The 17,853-nt window shown below is 56.1% G+C and carries 17 protein-coding genes and 2 pseudogenes; 15 read left to right on the top strand and 4 right to left on the bottom strand.

Annotated elements, in window-relative coordinates; all coding sequences use genetic code 11:
- Positions 1-5 precede the first annotated feature (5 nt).
- Positions 6-1,730, bottom strand: a complete 1,725-nt coding sequence (mptB, locus tag D9V82_RS01840; protein ID WP_121910702.1) for a polyprenol phosphomannose-dependent alpha 1,6 mannosyltransferase MptB — start codon at positions 1,728-1,730, stop codon at positions 6-8.
- Positions 1,731-1,946: 216 nt separating this feature from the next.
- Here mptB and D9V82_RS01835 point away from each other — a divergent pair, with 216 nt between their 5' ends.
- From D9V82_RS01835 to D9V82_RS01800, 8 genes are all read left to right on the top strand, one after another.
- Positions 1,947-2,684 (top strand): helix-turn-helix transcriptional regulator, encoded by a 738-nt coding sequence (locus D9V82_RS01835; RefSeq protein WP_121910701.1) that lies wholly within the window; start codon positions 1,947-1,949, stop codon positions 2,682-2,684.
- The gene (gene sufB / locus D9V82_RS01830; RefSeq protein ID WP_121910700.1) at positions 2,681-4,120 is read left to right on the top strand and encodes a Fe-S cluster assembly protein SufB; all 1,440 of its coding nucleotides are present in this window, start codon (positions 2,681-2,683) and stop codon (positions 4,118-4,120) included. The genes D9V82_RS01835 and sufB overlap by 4 nt, the downstream gene beginning before the upstream one ends.
- A 4-nt stretch (positions 4,121-4,124) precedes the next feature.
- Positions 4,125-5,279 (top strand): Fe-S cluster assembly protein SufD, encoded by a 1,155-nt coding sequence (gene sufD, locus D9V82_RS01825; RefSeq protein WP_121910699.1) that lies wholly within the window; start codon positions 4,125-4,127, stop codon positions 5,277-5,279.
- Positions 5,280-5,309: 30 nt separating this feature from the next.
- Entirely contained in the window at positions 5,310-6,068 is a 759-nt protein-coding gene (gene sufC / locus D9V82_RS01820) for a Fe-S cluster assembly ATPase SufC (protein ID WP_121910698.1), read from the top strand.
- Positions 6,069-6,113: 45 nt separating this feature from the next.
- Positions 6,114-7,358, top strand: coding sequence for a cysteine desulfurase (locus D9V82_RS01815; RefSeq protein WP_121910697.1), 1,245 nt, complete (start codon positions 6,114-6,116; stop codon positions 7,356-7,358).
- Entirely contained in the window at positions 7,358-7,810 is a 453-nt protein-coding gene (sufU, locus tag D9V82_RS01810) for a Fe-S cluster assembly sulfur transfer protein SufU (RefSeq protein ID WP_121910696.1), read from the top strand. The genes D9V82_RS01815 and sufU overlap by 1 nt, the downstream gene beginning before the upstream one ends.
- Entirely contained in the window at positions 7,811-8,218 is a 408-nt protein-coding gene (locus tag D9V82_RS01805; RefSeq protein ID WP_121910695.1) for a metal-sulfur cluster assembly factor, read from the top strand.
- Between the two features lie 93 nt (positions 8,219-8,311).
- On the top strand, positions 8,312-9,943 hold the full coding sequence (locus D9V82_RS01800; RefSeq protein WP_121910694.1) for an ABC-F family ATP-binding cassette domain-containing protein: 1,632 nt from the start codon (positions 8,312-8,314) through the stop codon (positions 9,941-9,943).
- A gap of 99 nt (positions 9,944-10,042) precedes the next feature.
- Here D9V82_RS01800 and D9V82_RS01795 read toward each other — a convergent pair whose 3' ends face one another.
- Both D9V82_RS01795 and D9V82_RS01790 read right to left on the bottom strand, forming a co-directional pair.
- Positions 10,043-11,407, bottom strand: a complete 1,365-nt coding sequence (locus D9V82_RS01795) for a PFL family protein (RefSeq protein WP_121910693.1) — start codon at positions 11,405-11,407, stop codon at positions 10,043-10,045.
- Between the two features lies 1 nt (position 11,408).
- Complete coding sequence (locus D9V82_RS01790; RefSeq protein ID WP_121910692.1) at positions 11,409-11,678, bottom strand: ACT domain-containing protein; 270 nt, start codon at positions 11,676-11,678, stop codon at positions 11,409-11,411.
- Positions 11,679-11,794: 116 nt separating this feature from the next.
- Between D9V82_RS01790 and D9V82_RS01785 the strand changes: the two genes are divergently transcribed.
- From D9V82_RS01785 to D9V82_RS01765, 5 genes are all read left to right on the top strand, one after another.
- Complete coding sequence (locus tag D9V82_RS01785; protein WP_121910691.1) at positions 11,795-12,463, top strand: NAD(P)H-binding protein; 669 nt, start codon at positions 11,795-11,797, stop codon at positions 12,461-12,463.
- Between the two features lie 18 nt (positions 12,464-12,481).
- Positions 12,482-13,459, top strand: coding sequence for a nucleoside hydrolase (locus tag D9V82_RS01780; protein ID WP_121910690.1), 978 nt, complete (start codon positions 12,482-12,484; stop codon positions 13,457-13,459).
- A gap of 123 nt (positions 13,460-13,582) precedes the next feature.
- Positions 13,583-14,329, top strand: a complete 747-nt coding sequence (locus D9V82_RS01775; RefSeq protein WP_121910689.1) for an ECF transporter S component — start codon at positions 13,583-13,585, stop codon at positions 14,327-14,329.
- Entirely contained in the window at positions 14,329-15,021 is a 693-nt protein-coding gene (locus tag D9V82_RS01770) for an energy-coupling factor transporter transmembrane component T family protein (RefSeq protein WP_121910688.1), read from the top strand. The genes D9V82_RS01775 and D9V82_RS01770 overlap by 1 nt, the downstream gene beginning before the upstream one ends.
- The gene (locus tag D9V82_RS01765; RefSeq protein WP_121910687.1) at positions 15,012-16,166 is read left to right on the top strand and encodes an ATP-binding cassette domain-containing protein; all 1,155 of its coding nucleotides are present in this window, start codon (positions 15,012-15,014) and stop codon (positions 16,164-16,166) included. The genes D9V82_RS01770 and D9V82_RS01765 overlap by 10 nt, the downstream gene beginning before the upstream one ends.
- A gap of 224 nt (positions 16,167-16,390) precedes the next feature.
- On the opposite strand, the pseudogene D9V82_RS13065 reads toward D9V82_RS01765, so the two are convergent.
- Positions 16,391-16,510: pseudogene (locus tag D9V82_RS13065) on the bottom strand (IS110 family transposase); the annotation flags it as partial.
- Between the two features lie 120 nt (positions 16,511-16,630).
- Between D9V82_RS13065 and D9V82_RS12535 the strand changes: the two are divergent.
- Positions 16,631-16,720, top strand: a pseudogene (locus D9V82_RS12535) (transposase); the annotation flags it as partial.
- A gap of 411 nt (positions 16,721-17,131) precedes the next feature.
- Positions 17,132-17,530 carry a hypothetical protein gene (locus D9V82_RS01755; protein WP_121910686.1) on the top strand — a complete coding sequence of 133 codons (399 nt, stop codon included), beginning with the start codon at positions 17,132-17,134 and terminating at the stop codon, positions 17,528-17,530.
- Positions 17,531-17,853: the final 323 nt, after the last annotated feature.

Below are 17,853 nucleotides of genomic sequence, written 5' to 3'. Positions count from 1 at the left end.
AATGCCTAGTTTAAGATACGGATTCCATTTCGGTACATTGCAACCCACCACAATCCGGCGATCACGGCGAATGCGCAGGCAGCAGCGATATAAATGGAAAGTACCGTCCCGGCAGGCAAGCCCAAGCCGCGCGGCAGGACGAAAAAGCTCATCGCTCCGGTATAGGCAACGACGCTAAACCGGAAGATGTGCCGGTTCGCCCACGCCGCCAACGGCAAGACCGCCCAGAGGATGTACCAGGGATGGACCACCGGGAAGAAGATAACAAGCACCAAGGTCGAGATTCCCAGCCCGCCCACGGGGTGGATATATCCGCGTAGCGTGGCAAAGAGCATGCGGACCATAAAGGCGAAGGCAACGAAGACACCGAAACTGCGAGTGATGGTCAGTATGGCGTCGGTATGATCCCCTAGCCCTAAAAACATGCCAAGGAAACCAGTGCCGACGCCTATTGCCGTGGACAGGGAAAGCCAGGAGCGGATCGTGGCGGCACCGCCTTGCCCGGTTACCCACCCGAGATTAATGCCCGTGATAACACTGATCACGGCAATCGTAACCACGAGTACTAATCCCTGTACGGCAATAGCAGTCAATACGGCCTTCCAACGCGCCACCTGCGCCTGTACGTGCAGATGGCGGGCATACGCCATGCCGGTAAAACCAAGTCCAATAAAGCCAGTAACCTTGACCATGCCGGCGCAAGATAGGAAAAAACCTGCGGTGAAAAGCAGCAGATAGGCTCCTTTTTTATCGTGCCCGAGCTTATCGATGCCCCTTAGCCCTAGCTCCATACCCAGCAAGGACAACCCAAGCATGAGGGATTCATTGTGGATCCCGCCGACGAGGTGGAGGATGGTCAGCGGATTTAAGATGCCGAGCCACAATGCGGAGGCGGGAGAGACGCGGCATCGCCGAGCAAGCTGCGTGATGGCCCAGCCGGCCACGATTATTCCCACGATAGAAAGCAATCGATGGGCGATTACGCCCAGGATAATGGAGTTTCCGGTGATGATACTAACAACGCCCGCCAGCCCCAAGGCCACCGGGCCATAAGGCGACGGTGAATTTGCCCAAATAAACGGCACGGACCGCGCAAGTTCGTTATCAGCGCCCAAGAGCTGAACCGGGCCAGCGGAATAGGGGTCCATCCCTTGCGCCACGATGGACCCATTGGCCAAATAAGAATAGATATCTTGAGTAAATAAAGGCGCTGTCAAGATGAGGGGGATGATCCACCCCGCCCAAGTGATCCATAACTGCCGTGGGGAGACGAGTCGACGGTAACGCGCGCTGGCAGCCTCGCCACGGCGCGCCTGGCGCAGCGGGGTGCCTACAAATGGGGCGAGGAAAATCCAGGCCGTAACTAAAAGCCCCACGCCTACCATGACTAGGGCGGACGAGGTCTGCAGCATGCGAGACATGAGGGAACCAAAGGGCACATCATCATAAGGATTGCCCACTACCGGCAATGCGCCGGCTCCCAGGGCTCCACCGGCAATCAGAAGGGATCCCACGGTCCCAGCCCACCGCAAGATAAAAAACGTGCGGGTTTCAGGCACCGTGGTGTGTAGTTGTTCCTCCGGCGTCTGGGGGATTAGATCGTAGCGGATATCACCGGCTTGTGCGCCGGTTGCTTCGGCGTGTAGCTGCGCGGAGCGGGAACCTGCGGTACCCCAGCGCGGCAATTCCGCCTTCACGCTATCGAGTGCTCCGCGTAGTTTCCCTATCATGGCATAAGACCTTACGCGAGGACCGCGGGGTGAGAAATTCACCCCCGCCGTCATGCCTGGATACGGCGTTGGTGGCATTCCGGAATGAATTAAGGAACACTAGTGTTGTCTAATGATGGAGGCGCAGTTATGGCGCTCCCGTGGCAACGGCAATTCCGGTGTCACGGAGTACGTAACTGCAGGCACACTGTATGTAGGGAAGGGAGGTTGTAGGGCATGGGCGATCCGCAGGGCGCGGCAGCAGCGCACATGGCGGTTAAGGAGTCACGATCCACCGACGGGGATACCCGCCGGCAGGTACTGCTTCTATTGCTAAGAGATGGCCCTGTAACCGCCTCTTACCTGGGTGAACGCCTTGGTCTTTCGACTGCTGGGATCCGTCGGCATTTAGACATTTTGGTGGAAGAACAACTAACGGAAGTTGTCGAGCGGCGTCCAGTATCTCGTTCGCGTATGCATTCCGGCTCGGGCCGTGGGCGACCGGCAAAGCACTTTCGTCTGACGGATCGGGGGCGTGCGCAATTTGGCCACGCCTACGATAAATTAGCTTCTGAAGCGCTCACCGCGCTGCGCTCTGCGGGCGGTTCAGAGGCTGTCAAGAGCTTCGCGAAGGCTCGGTTTGAGCGCATCATCGCCGAGGTGCGTCCCTCCGTGGACGCGGCAGAATCGGTTGAGGAAGTAGCGCGCAAACTAGCTGAAACCCTGGATAAGCACGGGTACGCCGCAACCATGGACCGTGCTGGACAGGGCGTGCAGATCTGTCAGCACCACTGCCCGGTTGCTCAGGTGGCTGCCGAGCATCCCGAACTATGCGAGGCAGAGCAGGAAGTCTTTTCCGCCCTCTTAGGCAAACACGTACAACCTTTGGCTTCGATCGCAGATGGCCACGGAATTTGTACTACAAATATCCCCTTGACACCTGTCAAAACTATTACCGAAAGGAGCGAATTATGACCCAGGCGCAATCGGTACCTGATAATAAGATGACCGATGACGAGATCATCGATTCTATAGGTGCGTATGAGTACGGCTGGCACGACTCGGACTCAGCCGGCGCTGCTGCCGCCCGTGGCCTGAACGAGGACATTGTCCGCGATATTTCCGCAAAGAAGGGCGAGCCAGAATGGATGCTCAACCAGCGTCTCAAGGCTCTGAGTATCTTCGATAAAAAACCCATTCCCACTTGGGGCGCGGATCTGTCAGGCATTGACTTTGACCAGATTAAGTATTACGTCAAGTCCACCGAGGAGCAGGCGCAAACCTGGGATGATCTCCCGGATGATATTAAGGCTACCTACGATAAGCTGGGCATTCCAGAGGCAGAAAAACAGCGCCTGGTTGCCGGCGTGGCCGCACAGTACGAGTCCGAGGTGGTTTACCACCAGATTCGTGAAGACCTCGAAAGACAGGGCGTTATCTTCGTTGATACCGATACGGCGCTGCGCGATTACCCGGAGCTTTTTAAAGAGTATTTCGGCACCGTCATTCCTGCCGGTGACAATAAGTTTTCCGCGCTCAACTCCGCCGTGTGGTCCGGTGGTTCCTTCATTTACGTCCCAAAGGGCGTGCACGTCGATATTCCACTGCAGGCCTACTTCCGTATTAATACCGAGAACATGGGCCAGTTCGAGCGCACCCTCATCATCGTAGATGAGGATGCTTACGTTCACTACGTGGAAGGCTGTACAGCTCCTATTTACAAGTCGGACTCCCTGCATTCCGCAGTAGTGGAGATCATCGTGAAGAAGGGTGGCCGCTGCCGCTATACCACGATTCAGAATTGGTCGAGCAACGTCTACAACTTGGTGACCAAACGTACCAAGGTCGAAGAAGGCGGCACCATGGAATGGGTCGATGGCAATATCGGATCCAAGGTCACTATGAAGTATCCAGCTGTATGGATGACCGGCCCGTATGCTAAGGGCGAAGTGCTCTCTGTTGCCTTTGCTGGTGAAAACCAGTTCCAGGACACTGGTGCGAAGATGACCCACATGGCGCCCTACACCTCCTCCAATATCGTCTCCAAGTCTGTTGCCCGCGCCGGCGGCCGCGCCGCCTACCGGGGATTGGTGCAGATTAACCAAAATGCGCACCACTCCACGTCCAACGTGGAATGTGATGCCTTGCTCGTGGATAATGTCTCGCGTTCGGATACCTACCCGTATAACGACATCCGCAATGAGTACGTCACGTTGGGCCACGAGGCGACCGTCTCGCAAGTTTCTGAAGAGCAGCTGTTCTACCTGATGTCGCGCGGCATTGCGGAAGAAGAAGCAATGGCAATGATCGTGCGTGGCTTCGTTGAGCCGATTGCTAAAGAGCTGCCGATGGAGTATGCCCTCGAGCTCAACCGTCTTATCGAACTGCAAATGGAAGGATCGGTCGGCTAAAGAAATGGTCGCTTCGAACGAATTCAATCCGGATAAGATTACCAAGGGTGACCTCTTTACTTCTACCAATGTGGAGGATTTCCCGGTACCGCACGGCCGCGACGAGGTATGGCGTTTTATTTCCCTGCGCAAGCTGCGGGGCTTGCATAACGGAGAATTTCTTCCGGCGGTTGCCCAGGCTGTTAAGGTAAGCCAGCACCCAGGCGTTTCCGCGGAAACTGTAGGCCGCGACGACGAGCGCCTTGGACGCGTGGGCAAGCCTTCTGACCGTGTGGCTGCCCAAGCATGGACTTCCATGCCGGAGGGGCAAGTGATAACCGTAGCCCCGGAGGTAGAGGTGGAGGATCCCATCACTGTTACCTACACGGGCAGGGGTGAGGGTGTGACCTCATTTGGCGCTACCTCCATTGAGGTTGGCCACCATGCACAGGCCACCGTGGTGCTCCAATACGTCGGTTCTGGCACACACGCGGATAACGTGGAATTCATACTTGGCGATGGCGCGCACCTGACCGTCATCGTGGACGTCGACTGGGAAAACGATGCGGTGCACTTGTCTAACCAGGTGGCACAGGTGGGGCGGGACGCTGTATTGCGCCACAACTCCGCCATCTTCGGCGGCGAGATCGTACGTATTGTCCCGCGGGTGAACTTCACTGCTCCCGGCGGCGATGCCGAGTTGCTGGGCGTGTATTTTGCCGATTCTGGTCAGTACTTCGAAAACCGCATGCTCGTGGATCACTCGGTTCCGAATTGCCGCTCCCACGTCCTCTACAAGGGTGCGTTGCAGGGTGAGAAGAAGAACGAGGCGCGTACCTGCTGGGTGGGAGACGTGCTTATCCGCTCTAACGCGCAGGGTACTGATACCTATGAGACGAATAATAACCTTATTCTCACGGACGGCGCGCGCGCTGATGCCATCCCGAATTTAGAGATCGAAACCGGTGAAATCACCGGCGCCGGCCACGCCGCTACGGTAGGCCGTTTCGACGATATTGAGCTGTTCTACCTGATGTCGCGCGGCATTCCGGAGGCAGAGGCACGACGCCTCATCATTCGGGGCTTCTTCAATGAGGTCATCCACCGCATTCCGGTGCAAACCTTGTCAGAGGAACTGGAAAACCGCATTTCCGAAGAACTGGAAAAGATCTCCGCTTAACGCATTTATAGAAGGAAAACCACAGAAACTATGTCTACTTTGGAAATTAAGAATCTCCATGCTCAGGTTCTGCCGAATGAAGAAGACGGCGAGCCCAAGGAAATCCTTAAGGGAGTCAACCTCACCATCAACTCCGGCGAAATTCACGCCATCATGGGCCCGAATGGCTCCGGAAAGTCTACTTTGTCTTATACCATAGCTGGCCACCCGAAGTATGAGGTCACCGAGGGCGAGGTGCTTCTCGATGGCGAAAACCTCCTCGACCTGCCAGTCGACGAGCGCGCTCGTGCCGGCCTGTTCCTGGCCATGCAGTACCCAACCGAGGTATCGGGTGTGAAGGTCTCGCAGTTCATGCGTTCTGCCGTGACCGCCATTCGCGGCGAGGCGCCGAAGCTGCGTGAGTGGAATAAGGAACTTACTGAGGCTCGCGAGAAGCTGAAGATTGATAAGTCCTTTATTTCGCGCTCCGTCAACGAGGGCTTTTCTGGTGGCGAGAAGAAGCGCCACGAGGTCATGCAGCTAGACATCCTAAAGCCCAAGTTCGCGGTGATGGATGAGACCGACTCCGGCTTGGACGTGGACGCGCTGCGCATCGTTTCTGATGGCATCAACCGATACCGGGAAGAAACCAACGGTGGCATCTTGATGATTACCCACTACAAGCGCATCCTCAACTACGTCCAGCCAGATTTCGTGCACGTGTTCGCAAACGGTCAGGTTGTCAAGACCGGCGGGGCCGAGTTGGCAGACCAGCTTGAATCTGACGGCTACGACCAGTTCCTGCAATAAAGACCGGCCTGGTGCTGGTTCTCCTCGATAAATCGAAGAAATTTTATGTCTGGATTTGATGTAAACGCAATTAGGGAGCAGTTCCCAATCCTGCAGCGCACCGTGCGCGGCGATAAGCCACTGGTGTACCTGGATTCGGGGGCTACCTCCCAGCGCCCACTACCGGTGTGGAAGGCAGAGGAGGAGTTCGTTCTCCATACCAACGCACCAGTCCACCGCGGCTCGTACCAGCTGGCTGAAGAGGCAGATAACGCCTATGAGTCGGCCCGGCAGGCCATTGCCGCCTTTGTTGGCGCAGACCGCGACGAGATCGTCTTTGCCAAAAATGCCACCGAGGCGCTCAATGAGGTCGCTTATACGCTATCTGATGAGCGCGCGGGTGAGCTTTACGTGGGAGAGGGCGATACCGTCGTCATCACGGAGCTCGAACACCACGCCAACCTCGTCCCGTGGCAAGAGCTCAGTAAGCGCACGGGCGCCACGGTGAAGTGGTATTCGCTGACTGATGATGGCCGCATCGACCTCGATTCGCTCGAGCTCGATGAAACGGTCAAGGTCGTAGCGTTTTCGCATCAGTCCAACGTGACCGGAGCGGTCGCTGACGTGGAGGAGATGGTGCGCCGTGCCCGCACGGTTGATGCCATGGTGGTGCTCGATGCCTGCCAATCAGTCCCACACATGCCGGTCGATTTTCACGCCTTGGATGTGGATTTCGCCGCATTCTCAGGTCACAAAATGTGTGGCCCCAATGGCGTGGGCGTTCTCTACGGCAAGGACGAACTGTTGCGCAAGCTTCCCCCGTTCCTCACGGGTGGTTCCATGATCGAGGTAGTGAAGATGGAAGAAACCACTTTCGCAGAACCTCCGACGCGATTTGAGGCGGGAACGCAGATGACCAGCCAGGTTGTCGGCCTGGGTGCAGCGGTGAAGTTTCTCGGGGAAGTGGGGATGGATAATATTCATGCCCACGAGCAGAGGCTCACTGCCTATTCCTTGCAACAGCTCCGCGAGATTCCTGGCCTGCGCATCATCGGTCCAGAAACTACTGAGAACCGCGGCGCGGCCATCTCCTTTACTGTGGAAGGCGTTCATCCTCACGATTTGGGGCAGGTTCTCGATGACCAAGGCGTATCTATCCGCGTTGGACACCATTGTGCGTGGCCGCTGCACCGAGCCTGCGGCGCGCAATCGACCGCGCGCGCTAGCTTTTACCTGTACAACACGGAAGCCGAAGTAGATAAGCTGGTAGAAGCCATCAAGGCTGCCCGCGATTTCTTTGGAGTTGCCTAATGAATCTTGATTCGATGTACCAAGACGTAATCTTGGATCACTATAAAAATCCGCAGCACGCGGGTTTGCGCGAGCCGTTCCAGGCAGAGGTTCACCATGTCAACCCTTCGTGTGGCGATGAGCTCACGTTGCGCGTCAATCTTTCAGCGGACGGTACGACCGTTGAGGATGTGTCCTACGACGCCGAAGGCTGTTCCATCTCGCAGGCCTCGACGTCTGTCATGGCAGAAGAGATTGTAGGCTTGCCTTTGGAGGAAGCCAATAAGAAGCTTGCCGAGTTTGAAAACATGATCACCTCGCGTGGCCAGCACGAAGGAGACGAGGACATCATCGGCGATGGTGTTGCTTTTGCAGGCGTTTCTCAGTATCCGGCACGAGTTAAATGCGCACTGCTAGGGTGGAAAGCTTTTCAGGCCGCTACCGCAGATGCGCTCAATGAAGTGGAGAAGTAAATGACCGATCCTGTAGACCCTTACCAGAATGAGAATTCGTCCTTCAGTGCCGGCGGTGAGCGGCCAGAACAGACGGAAGAACAGCTATCGAGGGCCTTTGACATCACCGAGTTTATGCGTGATGTCATCGACCCGGAGCTTGGAATCAACGTTGTTGACTTGGGCTTGGTCTATGACCTGTGGCTGGAGGAAGAAGACGGCAAAGAGCTCGCCATGATCAACATGACGTTAACCTCGCCGGCGTGCCCGTTGACTGACGTCATTGCGGAGCAGATTGAGGACATTGTTGCTGGCAACAAGCTTGCCGATGGCGTGCGTATCAACTGGGTGTGGATGCCGCCCTGGGGCCCACATATGATTTCAGAAGAAGGCCGTGAGCAGCTCCAAGCTCTAGGCTTCGCGGTTTAAATCCCACGAAATATCTGAGAGGAGGCGGTAATACCACTACCGCTTCTCCGTATGAATTAGTACCTTGGGCTTTGGTTGCTAGACTGACCTGTCGTGATTGTCACCAATGATTTTGAGGTACGGGTAGGCGCCCGCACGCTTCTCGCTGCCCCCGGCCAGCATCTCCGCGTCCAACCCGGTGACCGCATCGGGCTGGTGGGCCGCAATGGTGCGGGAAAGACGACGACCATGCGCATCTTGGCAGGAGAGAACGAGCCATATGGTGGTACGGTTTCGCGCTCTGGCCCGATTGGCTACCTTCCACAGGATTCGCGTGAAGGCAATATCGAACAAACTGCGCGCGAACGCGTGCTTTCTGCCCGCGGGTTGGATGATATAAAGCGGCGGATGGACAAGCAGCAAGAGCTAATGGAAGCGGCCGCGGATGAGAAAATCCGTGACAAGGCCATCCTTAAATATTCCCGTCTGGAAGAACAATTCGATTCCTTAGGTGGCTACGAGGCCGATTCGGAGTGTGCCCAAATCTGCGATAATTTAGGCTTGCCACAGCGCGTTTTGGATCAGCAACTCAAGACGCTTTCGGGTGGCCAGCGGCGCCGCGTGGAGCTAGCACAGATCCTTTTTGCAGCCAGCGAGGGCTCGGGTAAATCCCAGACAACGTTGCTTCTCGATGAGCCGACTAACCACCTGGATGCGGATTCTATTGTTTGGCTCCGCCAGTTTTTGTCCAAGCACGAGGGCGGGCTAGTCATGATTTCCCACGACGTGGAGTTGCTCGAGGCGGTCTGTAATAAGGTCTGGTTCCTTGATGCGGTCCGCGGCGAGGCGGACGTTTACAACATGGGATATAAGAAGTATCTCGATGCTCGTGCGACCGATGAGGCGCGTCGGCGCCGCGAGCGCGCGAATGCGGAAAAGAAGGCCTCCGCGCTGCAAAAGCAGGCCGCCAAATTGGGTGCTAAGGCCACCAAGGCCGCAGCTGCTAAGCAGATGCTGAACCGAGCTGAGCGCATGATGAATGATCTCGATGAGGTGCGCGTTGCGGATAAGGTAGCCAATATTAAGTTCCCCGAGCCCGCCGCGTGCGGTAAGACACCCATGCATGCCAAGGGACTGACCAAGATGTATGGCTCGTTGGAAGTGTTCGCAGGCGTAGACCTGGCCATCGATAAGGGCTCTAGGGTCGTCGTACTGGGATATAATGGTGCCGGTAAAACCACCTTGCTGAAGCTTTTGGCGGGGGAGGAGCGTACCGATGGTGAAGGTGGCATTGTCAGTGGCCACGGCTTGCGCATTGGCTATTTTGCCCAGGAGCACGACAATATCCACCCGGATAAGAGTGTGTGGGAAAACACCATCGAGGCCTGCCCCGATGCGGATCAGCAGGAGTTGCGCGGGCTGCTGGGTGCCTTTATGTTTTCTGGCGATAAACTGCAACAGCCAGCCGGAACGCTGTCTGGCGGTGAGAAAACGCGCCTGTCTCTGGCCACCTTGGTCTCCAGCCGCGCGAATGTGCTGCTTCTCGATGAGCCGACAAATAACCTCGACCCCGTCTCTCGCGAGCAGGTGCTCGATGCGCTCAATACGTACACGGGCGCGGTGGTGTTGGTAACCCACGACCCGGGGGCGGTGAAAGCACTCGATCCTGAACGCGTAATCATCATGCCGGACGGTGATGAAGATCTGTGGTCCGATGAATACATGGAGATCGTCGAGTTGGCTTAAACCTTATGATGATGCTCATTGAGAAGGTGGGGCCCGCCCCCGGAAAGTGGACACACCGGGGGCTTGGCTCATTTCCACTAGGCGTGGAAACCTCCACACCTAGTTGCGGAAGCCGTGCACCGGTGCGGGGATAAAGCCACCGCGGTTAATAAACTGCGAATTGCCCACCTTATTGACCGGCATAATGGGGGCGTAGCCCAAAAGTCCGCCGAAGCTGACCTCGTCGCCTACCTGAGCGCCAGGCACCGGAATGACGCGTACGGCGGTGGTCTTATGATTCATCACACCAATCGCGGCTTCATCCGCAATCATGCCGGAAATCGTGTTCGCTGCGGTATCGCCGGGTAGTGCAATCATGTCGAAGCCAACCGAACAGATCGCGGTCATGGCCTCCAACTTGTCCATGGAAATGGAGCCGGACTTCACTGCATCGATCATGCCCCTGTCCTCGGAGACGGGGATGAAGGAACCAGATAAACCGCCGACGCGCGAGCACGCCATCATGCCGCCCTTCTTTACGGCATCGTTAAGCAGCGCCAATGCTGCCGTCGTGCCGTGTGTTCCCACTTGGTCGAGGCCCATATGCTCCAAGATGTGTGCCACAGAATCGCCAAGTTCTGCCGTGGGAGCCAAAGAGAGATCGATAATGCCGAAGGGAACGCCGAGGCGCTCAGAGGCCATATTGCCCACGAGCTGACCAGCGCGGGTGATCTTGAAAGCGGCCTTCTTCACTTCCTCCGCAACTTGATCCAGGCTTGCGCCTTCCAAGGAACCGAGAGCGCGGTCGACTACGCCGGGGCCCGAGACACCGACGGAAACGACGCAGTCGGGCTCCTCGATGCCATGGAATGCCCCGGCCATAAATGGATTATCGCCCACAGAATTGGCAAAGACGACGAGCTTCGCACAGGCGATTGCGGATCTATCTTTGGTCAGCTCAGCGGCCTTCTTGATGACCTCGCCCATCTGCTTCGTCGCATCCATATTGATGCCGGCCCGAGAACTGGCGATATTGACTGAGGAACACACCACGTCCGTCTCAGCTAAGGCCTCCGGGATCGAGGCGATGAGTTTTTGTTCTGCCTTCGTCGCGCCCTTTTCCACTAGCGCGGAGTAGCCGCCGATGAAGTTAACACCTACCTCCTTAGCGGCCTTATCCAGCGCCCGCGCGGCATCGACGGGGTTGCCATCTACGCCCGCTACAACAAGGGAAATAGGGGTGACGGAGATGCGCTTGTTGACGATCGGGATGCCGAGCTCACCCTCGATGCCCTCGCATACCTCAACCAAGCGGAGTGCTTGCTGGGTGACGCGGTCGTAGATGGCCTTGCAGGTAGCCTCCATCGTCGAGCGTGTGCATCCTAACAGGGAAATCCCCATCGTCACAGTGCGGATATCGAGACGGTAATTTTCGATCATCTCGATGGTGTCCAAGATATTGGTGGTATTAAAACGGGTGCTCATGTTAAATCTCGTTCATAGCGGTAAACAGGTCTTCCGATTGAATGCGAATGGATTGTTGCTTTTCCTCCGCGACCGGGCGCATCCTTTCCTGAATGGTCTGGATGGATACGGACTCTGCGTTGAATTCGACGCGAAGGATCATGGTGAAGTAATCACCCATTATGGTCTGCGAGACATCGATGACGTTGACGTTGAGATCAGCAAGAGTGGTGGTCACTGCGGCAATGATTCCGGTGCTATCGGCACCGGTGACGGTCATAATGGCATACATAACCGATATTCTATCTGGTGCGGTGGGTAACGCCCTCAGCGCGGCCATAAGATGTGGTGGCTTCGCTGCGAAAAACCCGCTGCAGCATAAAAAATGCGCTGTTACCATGGGTCGATATGACCAATACCAAGAAAAAGGTTTTGTATATCGGCGGGCACGGTAAGGTAGGACTGCTGGCGGCTCCCAAATTAGCGGCGGCCGGTCATGAGGTTCACTCGCTTATCCGAAACCCAAACCAAAAGGCCGATATCGAGCAGGCCAACGCTACGCCGGTCATTGCAGATATTACTGAGCAATCCGTGGATCAGTGGGCGAAGCTATTCGCAGATTATGATGCAGTTATATGGGGTGCCGGAAACGGTGGCCGTGGCGGCGCAGAATTGACGTGGGCGGTTGACCGCGACGGCGCCCTGGCGGCCATCGAAGCTCTGGAAAAGCTGGGCAAGGATGTCCCGCAGTTCGTCATAATTTCTTATGTTGGCTCTCAGGTTGCGACGACCGATCCAGCTGATGAAAAGTGGTATGCCTACGTGGAGTCCAAGAAGGAAGTAGACAACCGCTTGGCAGATAGCCCCATCCCGCACATCATTTTGAAGCCTGCTGCCTTGACAGACGAGCCTGCGCAAGGACTTGAATTCGTTGAGGATAAGATGTTGCAGGAAACCCAGACTTCGTCCCGTGACTTGGTGGCAGACGTCATCGTAGAGGTATTGGGCCGGGAGGAGCTTCCGGCCTCCCCAGTCGTATTCGTCGACGGCCATCAGCCAGTAAGCTCCATTAAGTAATATTTAGCCAGGCTACCTATGAGTTTCTCGCGCCCAGCCGTATTACTTGACTGCGATCCAGGGATAGATGACTGCCTTGCCCTCCTATACTTGGCGGGGTTGCATCACGCAGACGAGATCGAATTAGTAGGTGTGAGCACAACCGCCGGAAACGCCGAGGTCCAGCAGACAGCCGCCAATGCACGGTGGATTCTGGATTTATGTGGGCTCCCGAAAATCCCCGTCGCACCCGGGCGGCCGCGTCCTCTCCAGGTCGAGCTGACCACAACCCCGGAAACCCACGGGGAGACCGGCTTGGGTTATCTTTGCGCACCCGACCACGATTTCGGCGATATTCACTGGCGGGACTTGTGGTCGGCCGCGATTGCCCACAATGCGCGGCTGCACCTCATCGTTTCCGGGCCGGTGACTAATTTGGCAGACTTCGAGCGGGAACATGGCGAAGCCGTTGCGCGGTGCGGCTCGATTACCATCATGGGCGGTGCCGTGAATTACCGCGGCAATACGACGCCGACCGCGGAGTGGAATTTCTGGGTGGATCCGCACGCAGCAGCTCACCATTTTCGAGCTTTAGCGGCACTACCCAGCACTCTCTGCTCGCTGGAGGTCACCGAGCAATTTCTCATCACACCCCAGCGGCTAGCAGAAATTAAGGGGCTGCTTGGTACACACCCGATGGCGGAAAAATTGCCGGAGATATTGCGGTTCTACTTTGAATTCCACGAAAAGCAAGGAGAAGGCTACCAAGCCCAGATTCATGACCTTTTAACCTGCATCATTGCGCTGCAGAAGATACCTTTTGAGACGGTAGAAACGACCATTGATGTGGAAGCGGACTCTGTGCAGATGCGTGGTACTAGCGTCGCAGACCTCTGCAATCATTGGGGCCGTCCAGCCAATGCCTCGCTGGTGACCAGCGCAGATATTCCAGCCGCCCACCGTGAATTCGATAGAGCGCTGCGCGTCTTGGGCGGGCGTGTTGCTCGAGGCGAATAAATCTTTTACCCTAATCCGCAGCGCATACGCCACATTTTCCTACGCTGAGGTGACATAGGCTGGGACCAAAAGAGCAATGTGCCCTCATTCCCCTTTACACATTGATGGATTAGGAATACCTCTATGCCTCAGCTTTCTCTTACCCCTGCTCGCCGCGGGATGGTCATCGCGGGCACCGCGATAGTCGTTGCCACCTGGATCTACTTGGTGTTTTTCCGCCCGGCCGATTGGGAGTCCGTAGCGGGCTCCGCCGAAGCATTGATCACCTTGGCCGGCTACCTCATCGGTGCGGTTCTATTGCTTGCCGGCACCGTGCCGTCCCTGCCGGCGCGTACCATCGCCATTATTCCCATCGCGTTGGTTCTTAATATCGTGGTGGGCCAAATCATCGGCTCGAGCGGCATTCCGCTATATATTGATTCTGTGGGAACCATCTTGGTGGCCGCGCTCGCGGGCCCCATTGCTGGGCTCGCTACCGGTACGCTGTCATCAGTGGTCTGGGGCCTGCTCAATCCGATGGCGCTCCCATTCGCTGCCGTTTCCGCGGCTACCGGTTTCCTTTCTGGCTGGGCTATCCAAAAGGGTGCGTTTACCAAGATCTGGAAGGTCATCGTCAGCGGTGCGATCATCGGCATCATCTGCGGCATGCTCGCCGCGCCTGTGGCCGCATTCGTCTACGGTGGTACGGCTGGTGTCGGTACCGGCGCGCTCACATCCCTTTTCCGCGAACTGGGTAACTCCTTGATTGCGTCCGTTACGATGCAGTCCCTTATCTCTGACCCATTGGATAAGGCCGTCGTATTCCTCATCGTGTGGGCTGCCGTCAAATCTTTGCCCAAGCGCACCCGGGAATCCTTGCAGCCCCGCTAATGCATCGCCTTCACCCGTCGACGGTTCTCGTTATAGCTGCCTGCGGTTGGCTACTTATTCTTGGGCTCAATAGCCCACTAGCTTCTGCAGTGGTAGCTGGCACAATGCTTGCCTATGGCGTGTGGGCTACGAGGTCTATAGCGATCGTTTTGGCATCTGGGGCGTTGAGCTTTCCGGTGGCTTTATCGATGTTGGTGATCCACGCCCCCTATGGCGATAACCAACTAATTCCGCTCATTACAAGCGATGGCCTGCTCATTGCCACCACACTAGCCCTGCGCTTTTTCGCGCTCATGGTGTGCTTCATCGTGGCGATGTCTGTGCTGCGAATTTCTGATATTGCGAAATGGCTCCAGGTCTCGCGTGCGGGACACAAGATTGCCTATATCGTTGGCGCGTCGCTGCAGTCGTTACCGCAGGGTGCGCAGGCATGGCAGACCGTTCGCGATGCCAACCAGCTGGCAGGAATCAAAGTAACGTGGCGCAATACCATTTCTCGGGTGGTTATTCCGGTGATTTCGCGCCTATTGATTCAAGGTACCGAGCGTGGCCATGCCCTTGCCGCCGTGGGATTTGATGAAGAGGGAACTAGGACCGTTTTGCGGCCGGTACCGGATTCTGTCGTGTCTCGCGTACTGCGCTATATCGTGGCCTTAGGAACCATAGGAGTCATGGTCTTTGTATGGATATAGATGATATTCAACTAGTTAAGGGGAGCATCGTCCAAGTACTTGTTCCTCCGGATGACATTGTGGAAAACGTGGCGCGAGAGCTGGGCGAAATATTCTCTACGTCCGCCATCATCGGTACAGACTCATCCGCCCAGATGAGTTATTTGCGCGATACCTGCATCGAAGAAGTAGTCCTAGGCCTGGAAAACCAGGGCGAGGACCCAGCGCGCATGCAGGCGCAGGGAGAGGAAATGCTTGCGGCGGTGGGCCTGAGCGATTATGCGGAGAAGAACCCCACCCAGCTCTCGGGCGGACAGACGCGGAGACTTGCCGCTGCGTGCGTCGCGATCCGCGAACCCGAGGTGCTGATTATTTGCGAGCCAAGCGCAGGGTTGGATCCCACATCACTGGCGATGATGGCGCAGTTATTGCATTCGCTGCACAATACCTGCGTTCTTGCTGTGTCATCGAAACATTGGCCCGAATTGGGTGGGGAAGTCGTAGGGGACATCCCTCAACCAGCCCCTATACACCTGCAATCGATTTCGGATCATGGGGCGCAAGAATACCTCGGGCCGCTTACTGCGCGCCGCGGACAAGAAAAGAAGCGCTGGTGGCAATCGGCGAAGCCTTCCGGCAATACCTTTAGCGTCGGACCGGTAACCATTCCCGTTCGCGGTGGAGGCGTGACCTGGTTACGCGGGGCAAACGGCACCGGAAAAACGTCACTCCTGCGCGCCGCCGCCGGCCTTGATGGGGCACAGCGCCCAGCAGAACCCAGGGGATTGGTCCTACAATCCCCTTATGACCAGGTAATATATTCCACCTTGGGGGATTTTGTTCCCAACACCGCGTTACGGGAGCTGCTGGAACTTGATGCCGATGAGCACCCATTGGATCTGTCCGCCTCACGGCTCAGGCTGGCCCAAACGGCACATGTGGTGGAGATGGGCCACGCCATCGTGCTCATGGATGAGCCCGATAGCTTGCTTTCGCTATCGGACCGAGCGCTAATGCATCAACTGATTCACAGCGCGCTGGAATCAGGAACAGCAATTGTCCTTACATGCCACGATCCAGGGTTCGTCGCAGAGATCGCGCAGTATGTCAGCGTACGGGAAGTGGAGCTTTCCAATACCGGCGGCTCGGCAGAGGGCACCGACTAACCGAGGCGGTGTTTAGCCGCCCCCTTCGCCTTCCAGTGAGAAAAGCGGAGTGACGAAAGCGGGGGTGTTCCTATATAGTCTGTCAGTCTCGCGGATGGGGTTGACGAGGCCGGATCCTTAACTCGTGATTTTTAGGTGTGTTGTTTTGCACGCGACTGGTAGCCGACTGGGATTTTTCCCAGTCGGCTTGTTTTGTTGTGAGGGGTTAGGCTGCTGTGGCTTCCTTTGCTGGGCGCGGGGTCGCGGTAATACTCGTGGTGGCGCATCAAGGCGTAGAGGACGTTGATTCGTCTGCGGGCGAGTGTTACAACCGCAGCGTTGCGACGCTTGTCTTCCTTGCGCTTCGGGGTCATAGAATTGCGAGCCTAACCCCCGACGTGTTCACTTTCCGGGGTCAGGTCCTTTCCCGACCCCTTCGACAAATACCTATAGTCCGACCGCACACACAAACAACTTGAAACGCTCTGGCGGAAAATATGTCGATGCAGGCTGCGTGCCAGGCAGTAGCCCCAAAGCTCGGGGTTTCATGGCACACGGCTCGTCAATGGACTTAAGCCTGCCCGCCGCGTGGGAAACACCCCAGAACCAGTGCCTGAAGATGTGGCTGCCGAAAACGCGAGGCTACGCCGTGAAAATCATCAGCTTCGCGACACTAATGAGCTACTGAAGGTTGCGTCAGCTTTTTTCGCCTCATGACCAGGCCCAAAATGTCGGAAATGATCCGGTTCATCGATAAATACCGGAATCGTTTCTCTGTCGAGTTCATCTGTAAGACGTTGAAGAATAACCGGGCTGGTGGGTTTATCACCTCGCGGGGTTATTGCCAGTCCAAGGCTCGCGGGTTAAGTACTCGTCGACTTCGGGTGTCAGGCCCCTGCCGCTAGGTGGTGAGATAGAATCTCACGTGACAAATCTTGACGGTATACAGGACGTTGACAAGCTTTATCTGTTTGGAAAGGATTACAATGCGTATGTTTTTTGCTTTAGACACTTTTTTCGTGGCCGATCAGTGTGTTGTGAAATCGGCATATAAAACGTATTCGCAAGTAGTGCGTAAAGCAGCGCGCCTGCCTGGAGTCGACGTACTTTTTATTTGCTCCGAACCAGTTGAAGTAGATTCCGAAGAGATGAAAAGAGATCTCATTACTCAGTTCAGGGTTGAAAGGCCCAACGAGGATTTTGAGAGTTTGCGGTTATACCTTTGTGAATCAATCGTTTCTGCTGAACAAGAGCTTTTTACAAAGGCTGAGGGGTCTTTAGCGTCATTTTTTCTAATGGATGAGGAATATGCAAAGGCTGATGTTTTTCCTAGTAGTGTTGGAGTAAGGGAGCTTATTTCTTCGCCGGTTTTTACAGGTAAATAGAGTGGAGAGTATCTAATGGTTTGTGTGTAGGTTCCCACGCGTAACCGGGTGCAGTTCACCAACGATGATTCCGCGTTAAAGACATTGCGGTTGATGAACTGCAATATTGAAGACAAACGAGCCTTAAAGAGAGCCAAGTGGGGTTACCCGCAAGTCGTGGACACGTTGTTAAGCTGCTTAGGGGTTAAGCAGCGGTTTTCTTATTACAATTTTGATCAGCGAGCTGGGCTTCGAAATCGACGGGGCTTACCATCCCGATGGACGAGTGGCGACGACGCCGGTTGTAGACAATCTCAATCCAGCGAGCCACCGCCGTCCGGGCT

Origin of the sequence: Corynebacterium macginleyi (assembly GCF_003688935.1) — a bacterium.
GTDB lineage: Bacteria > Actinomycetota > Actinomycetes > Mycobacteriales > Mycobacteriaceae > Corynebacterium > Corynebacterium macginleyi.
The sequence above is the reverse complement of the archived record's forward strand: the minus strand, read 5'-3'. Positions and strand labels throughout refer to the sequence as shown.

Bases quoted from the DNA above. Each gene is read 5' to 3' on its own strand.
- mptB (WP_121910702.1), bottom strand. From the start codon at position 1,730: ATGATAGGGAAACTACGCGGAGCACTCGATAGCGTGAAGGCGGAATTG.
- D9V82_RS01770 (WP_121910688.1), top strand. From the start codon at position 14,329: ATGCATCGCCTTCACCCGTCGACGGTTCTCGTTATAGCTGCCTGCGGT.
- D9V82_RS01790 (WP_121910692.1), bottom strand. From the start codon at position 11,678: ATGTATGCCATTATGACCGTCACCGGTGCCGATAGCACCGGAATCATT.
- D9V82_RS01795 (WP_121910693.1), bottom strand. From the start codon at position 11,407: ATGAGCACCCGTTTTAATACCACCAATATCTTGGACACCATCGAGATG.
- D9V82_RS01755 (WP_121910686.1), top strand. From the start codon at position 17,132: ATGCGTATGTTTTTTGCTTTAGACACTTTTTTCGTGGCCGATCAGTGT.
- D9V82_RS01835 (WP_121910701.1), top strand. From the start codon at position 1,947: ATGGGCGATCCGCAGGGCGCGGCAGCAGCGCACATGGCGGTTAAGGAG.
- sufB (WP_121910700.1), top strand. From the start codon at position 2,681: ATGACCCAGGCGCAATCGGTACCTGATAATAAGATGACCGATGACGAG.
- D9V82_RS01765 (WP_121910687.1), top strand. From the start codon at position 15,012: ATGGATATAGATGATATTCAACTAGTTAAGGGGAGCATCGTCCAAGTA.
- D9V82_RS01805 (WP_121910695.1), top strand. From the start codon at position 7,811: ATGACCGATCCTGTAGACCCTTACCAGAATGAGAATTCGTCCTTCAGT.
- D9V82_RS01785 (WP_121910691.1), top strand. From the start codon at position 11,795: ATGACCAATACCAAGAAAAAGGTTTTGTATATCGGCGGGCACGGTAAG.
- sufC (WP_121910698.1), top strand. From the start codon at position 5,310: ATGTCTACTTTGGAAATTAAGAATCTCCATGCTCAGGTTCTGCCGAAT.
- D9V82_RS01780 (WP_121910690.1), top strand. From the start codon at position 12,482: ATGAGTTTCTCGCGCCCAGCCGTATTACTTGACTGCGATCCAGGGATA.
- D9V82_RS01775 (WP_121910689.1), top strand. From the start codon at position 13,583: ATGCCTCAGCTTTCTCTTACCCCTGCTCGCCGCGGGATGGTCATCGCG.
- D9V82_RS01815 (WP_121910697.1), top strand. From the start codon at position 6,114: ATGTCTGGATTTGATGTAAACGCAATTAGGGAGCAGTTCCCAATCCTG.
- sufD (WP_121910699.1), top strand. From the start codon at position 4,125: ATGGTCGCTTCGAACGAATTCAATCCGGATAAGATTACCAAGGGTGAC.
- sufU (WP_121910696.1), top strand. From the start codon at position 7,358: ATGAATCTTGATTCGATGTACCAAGACGTAATCTTGGATCACTATAAA.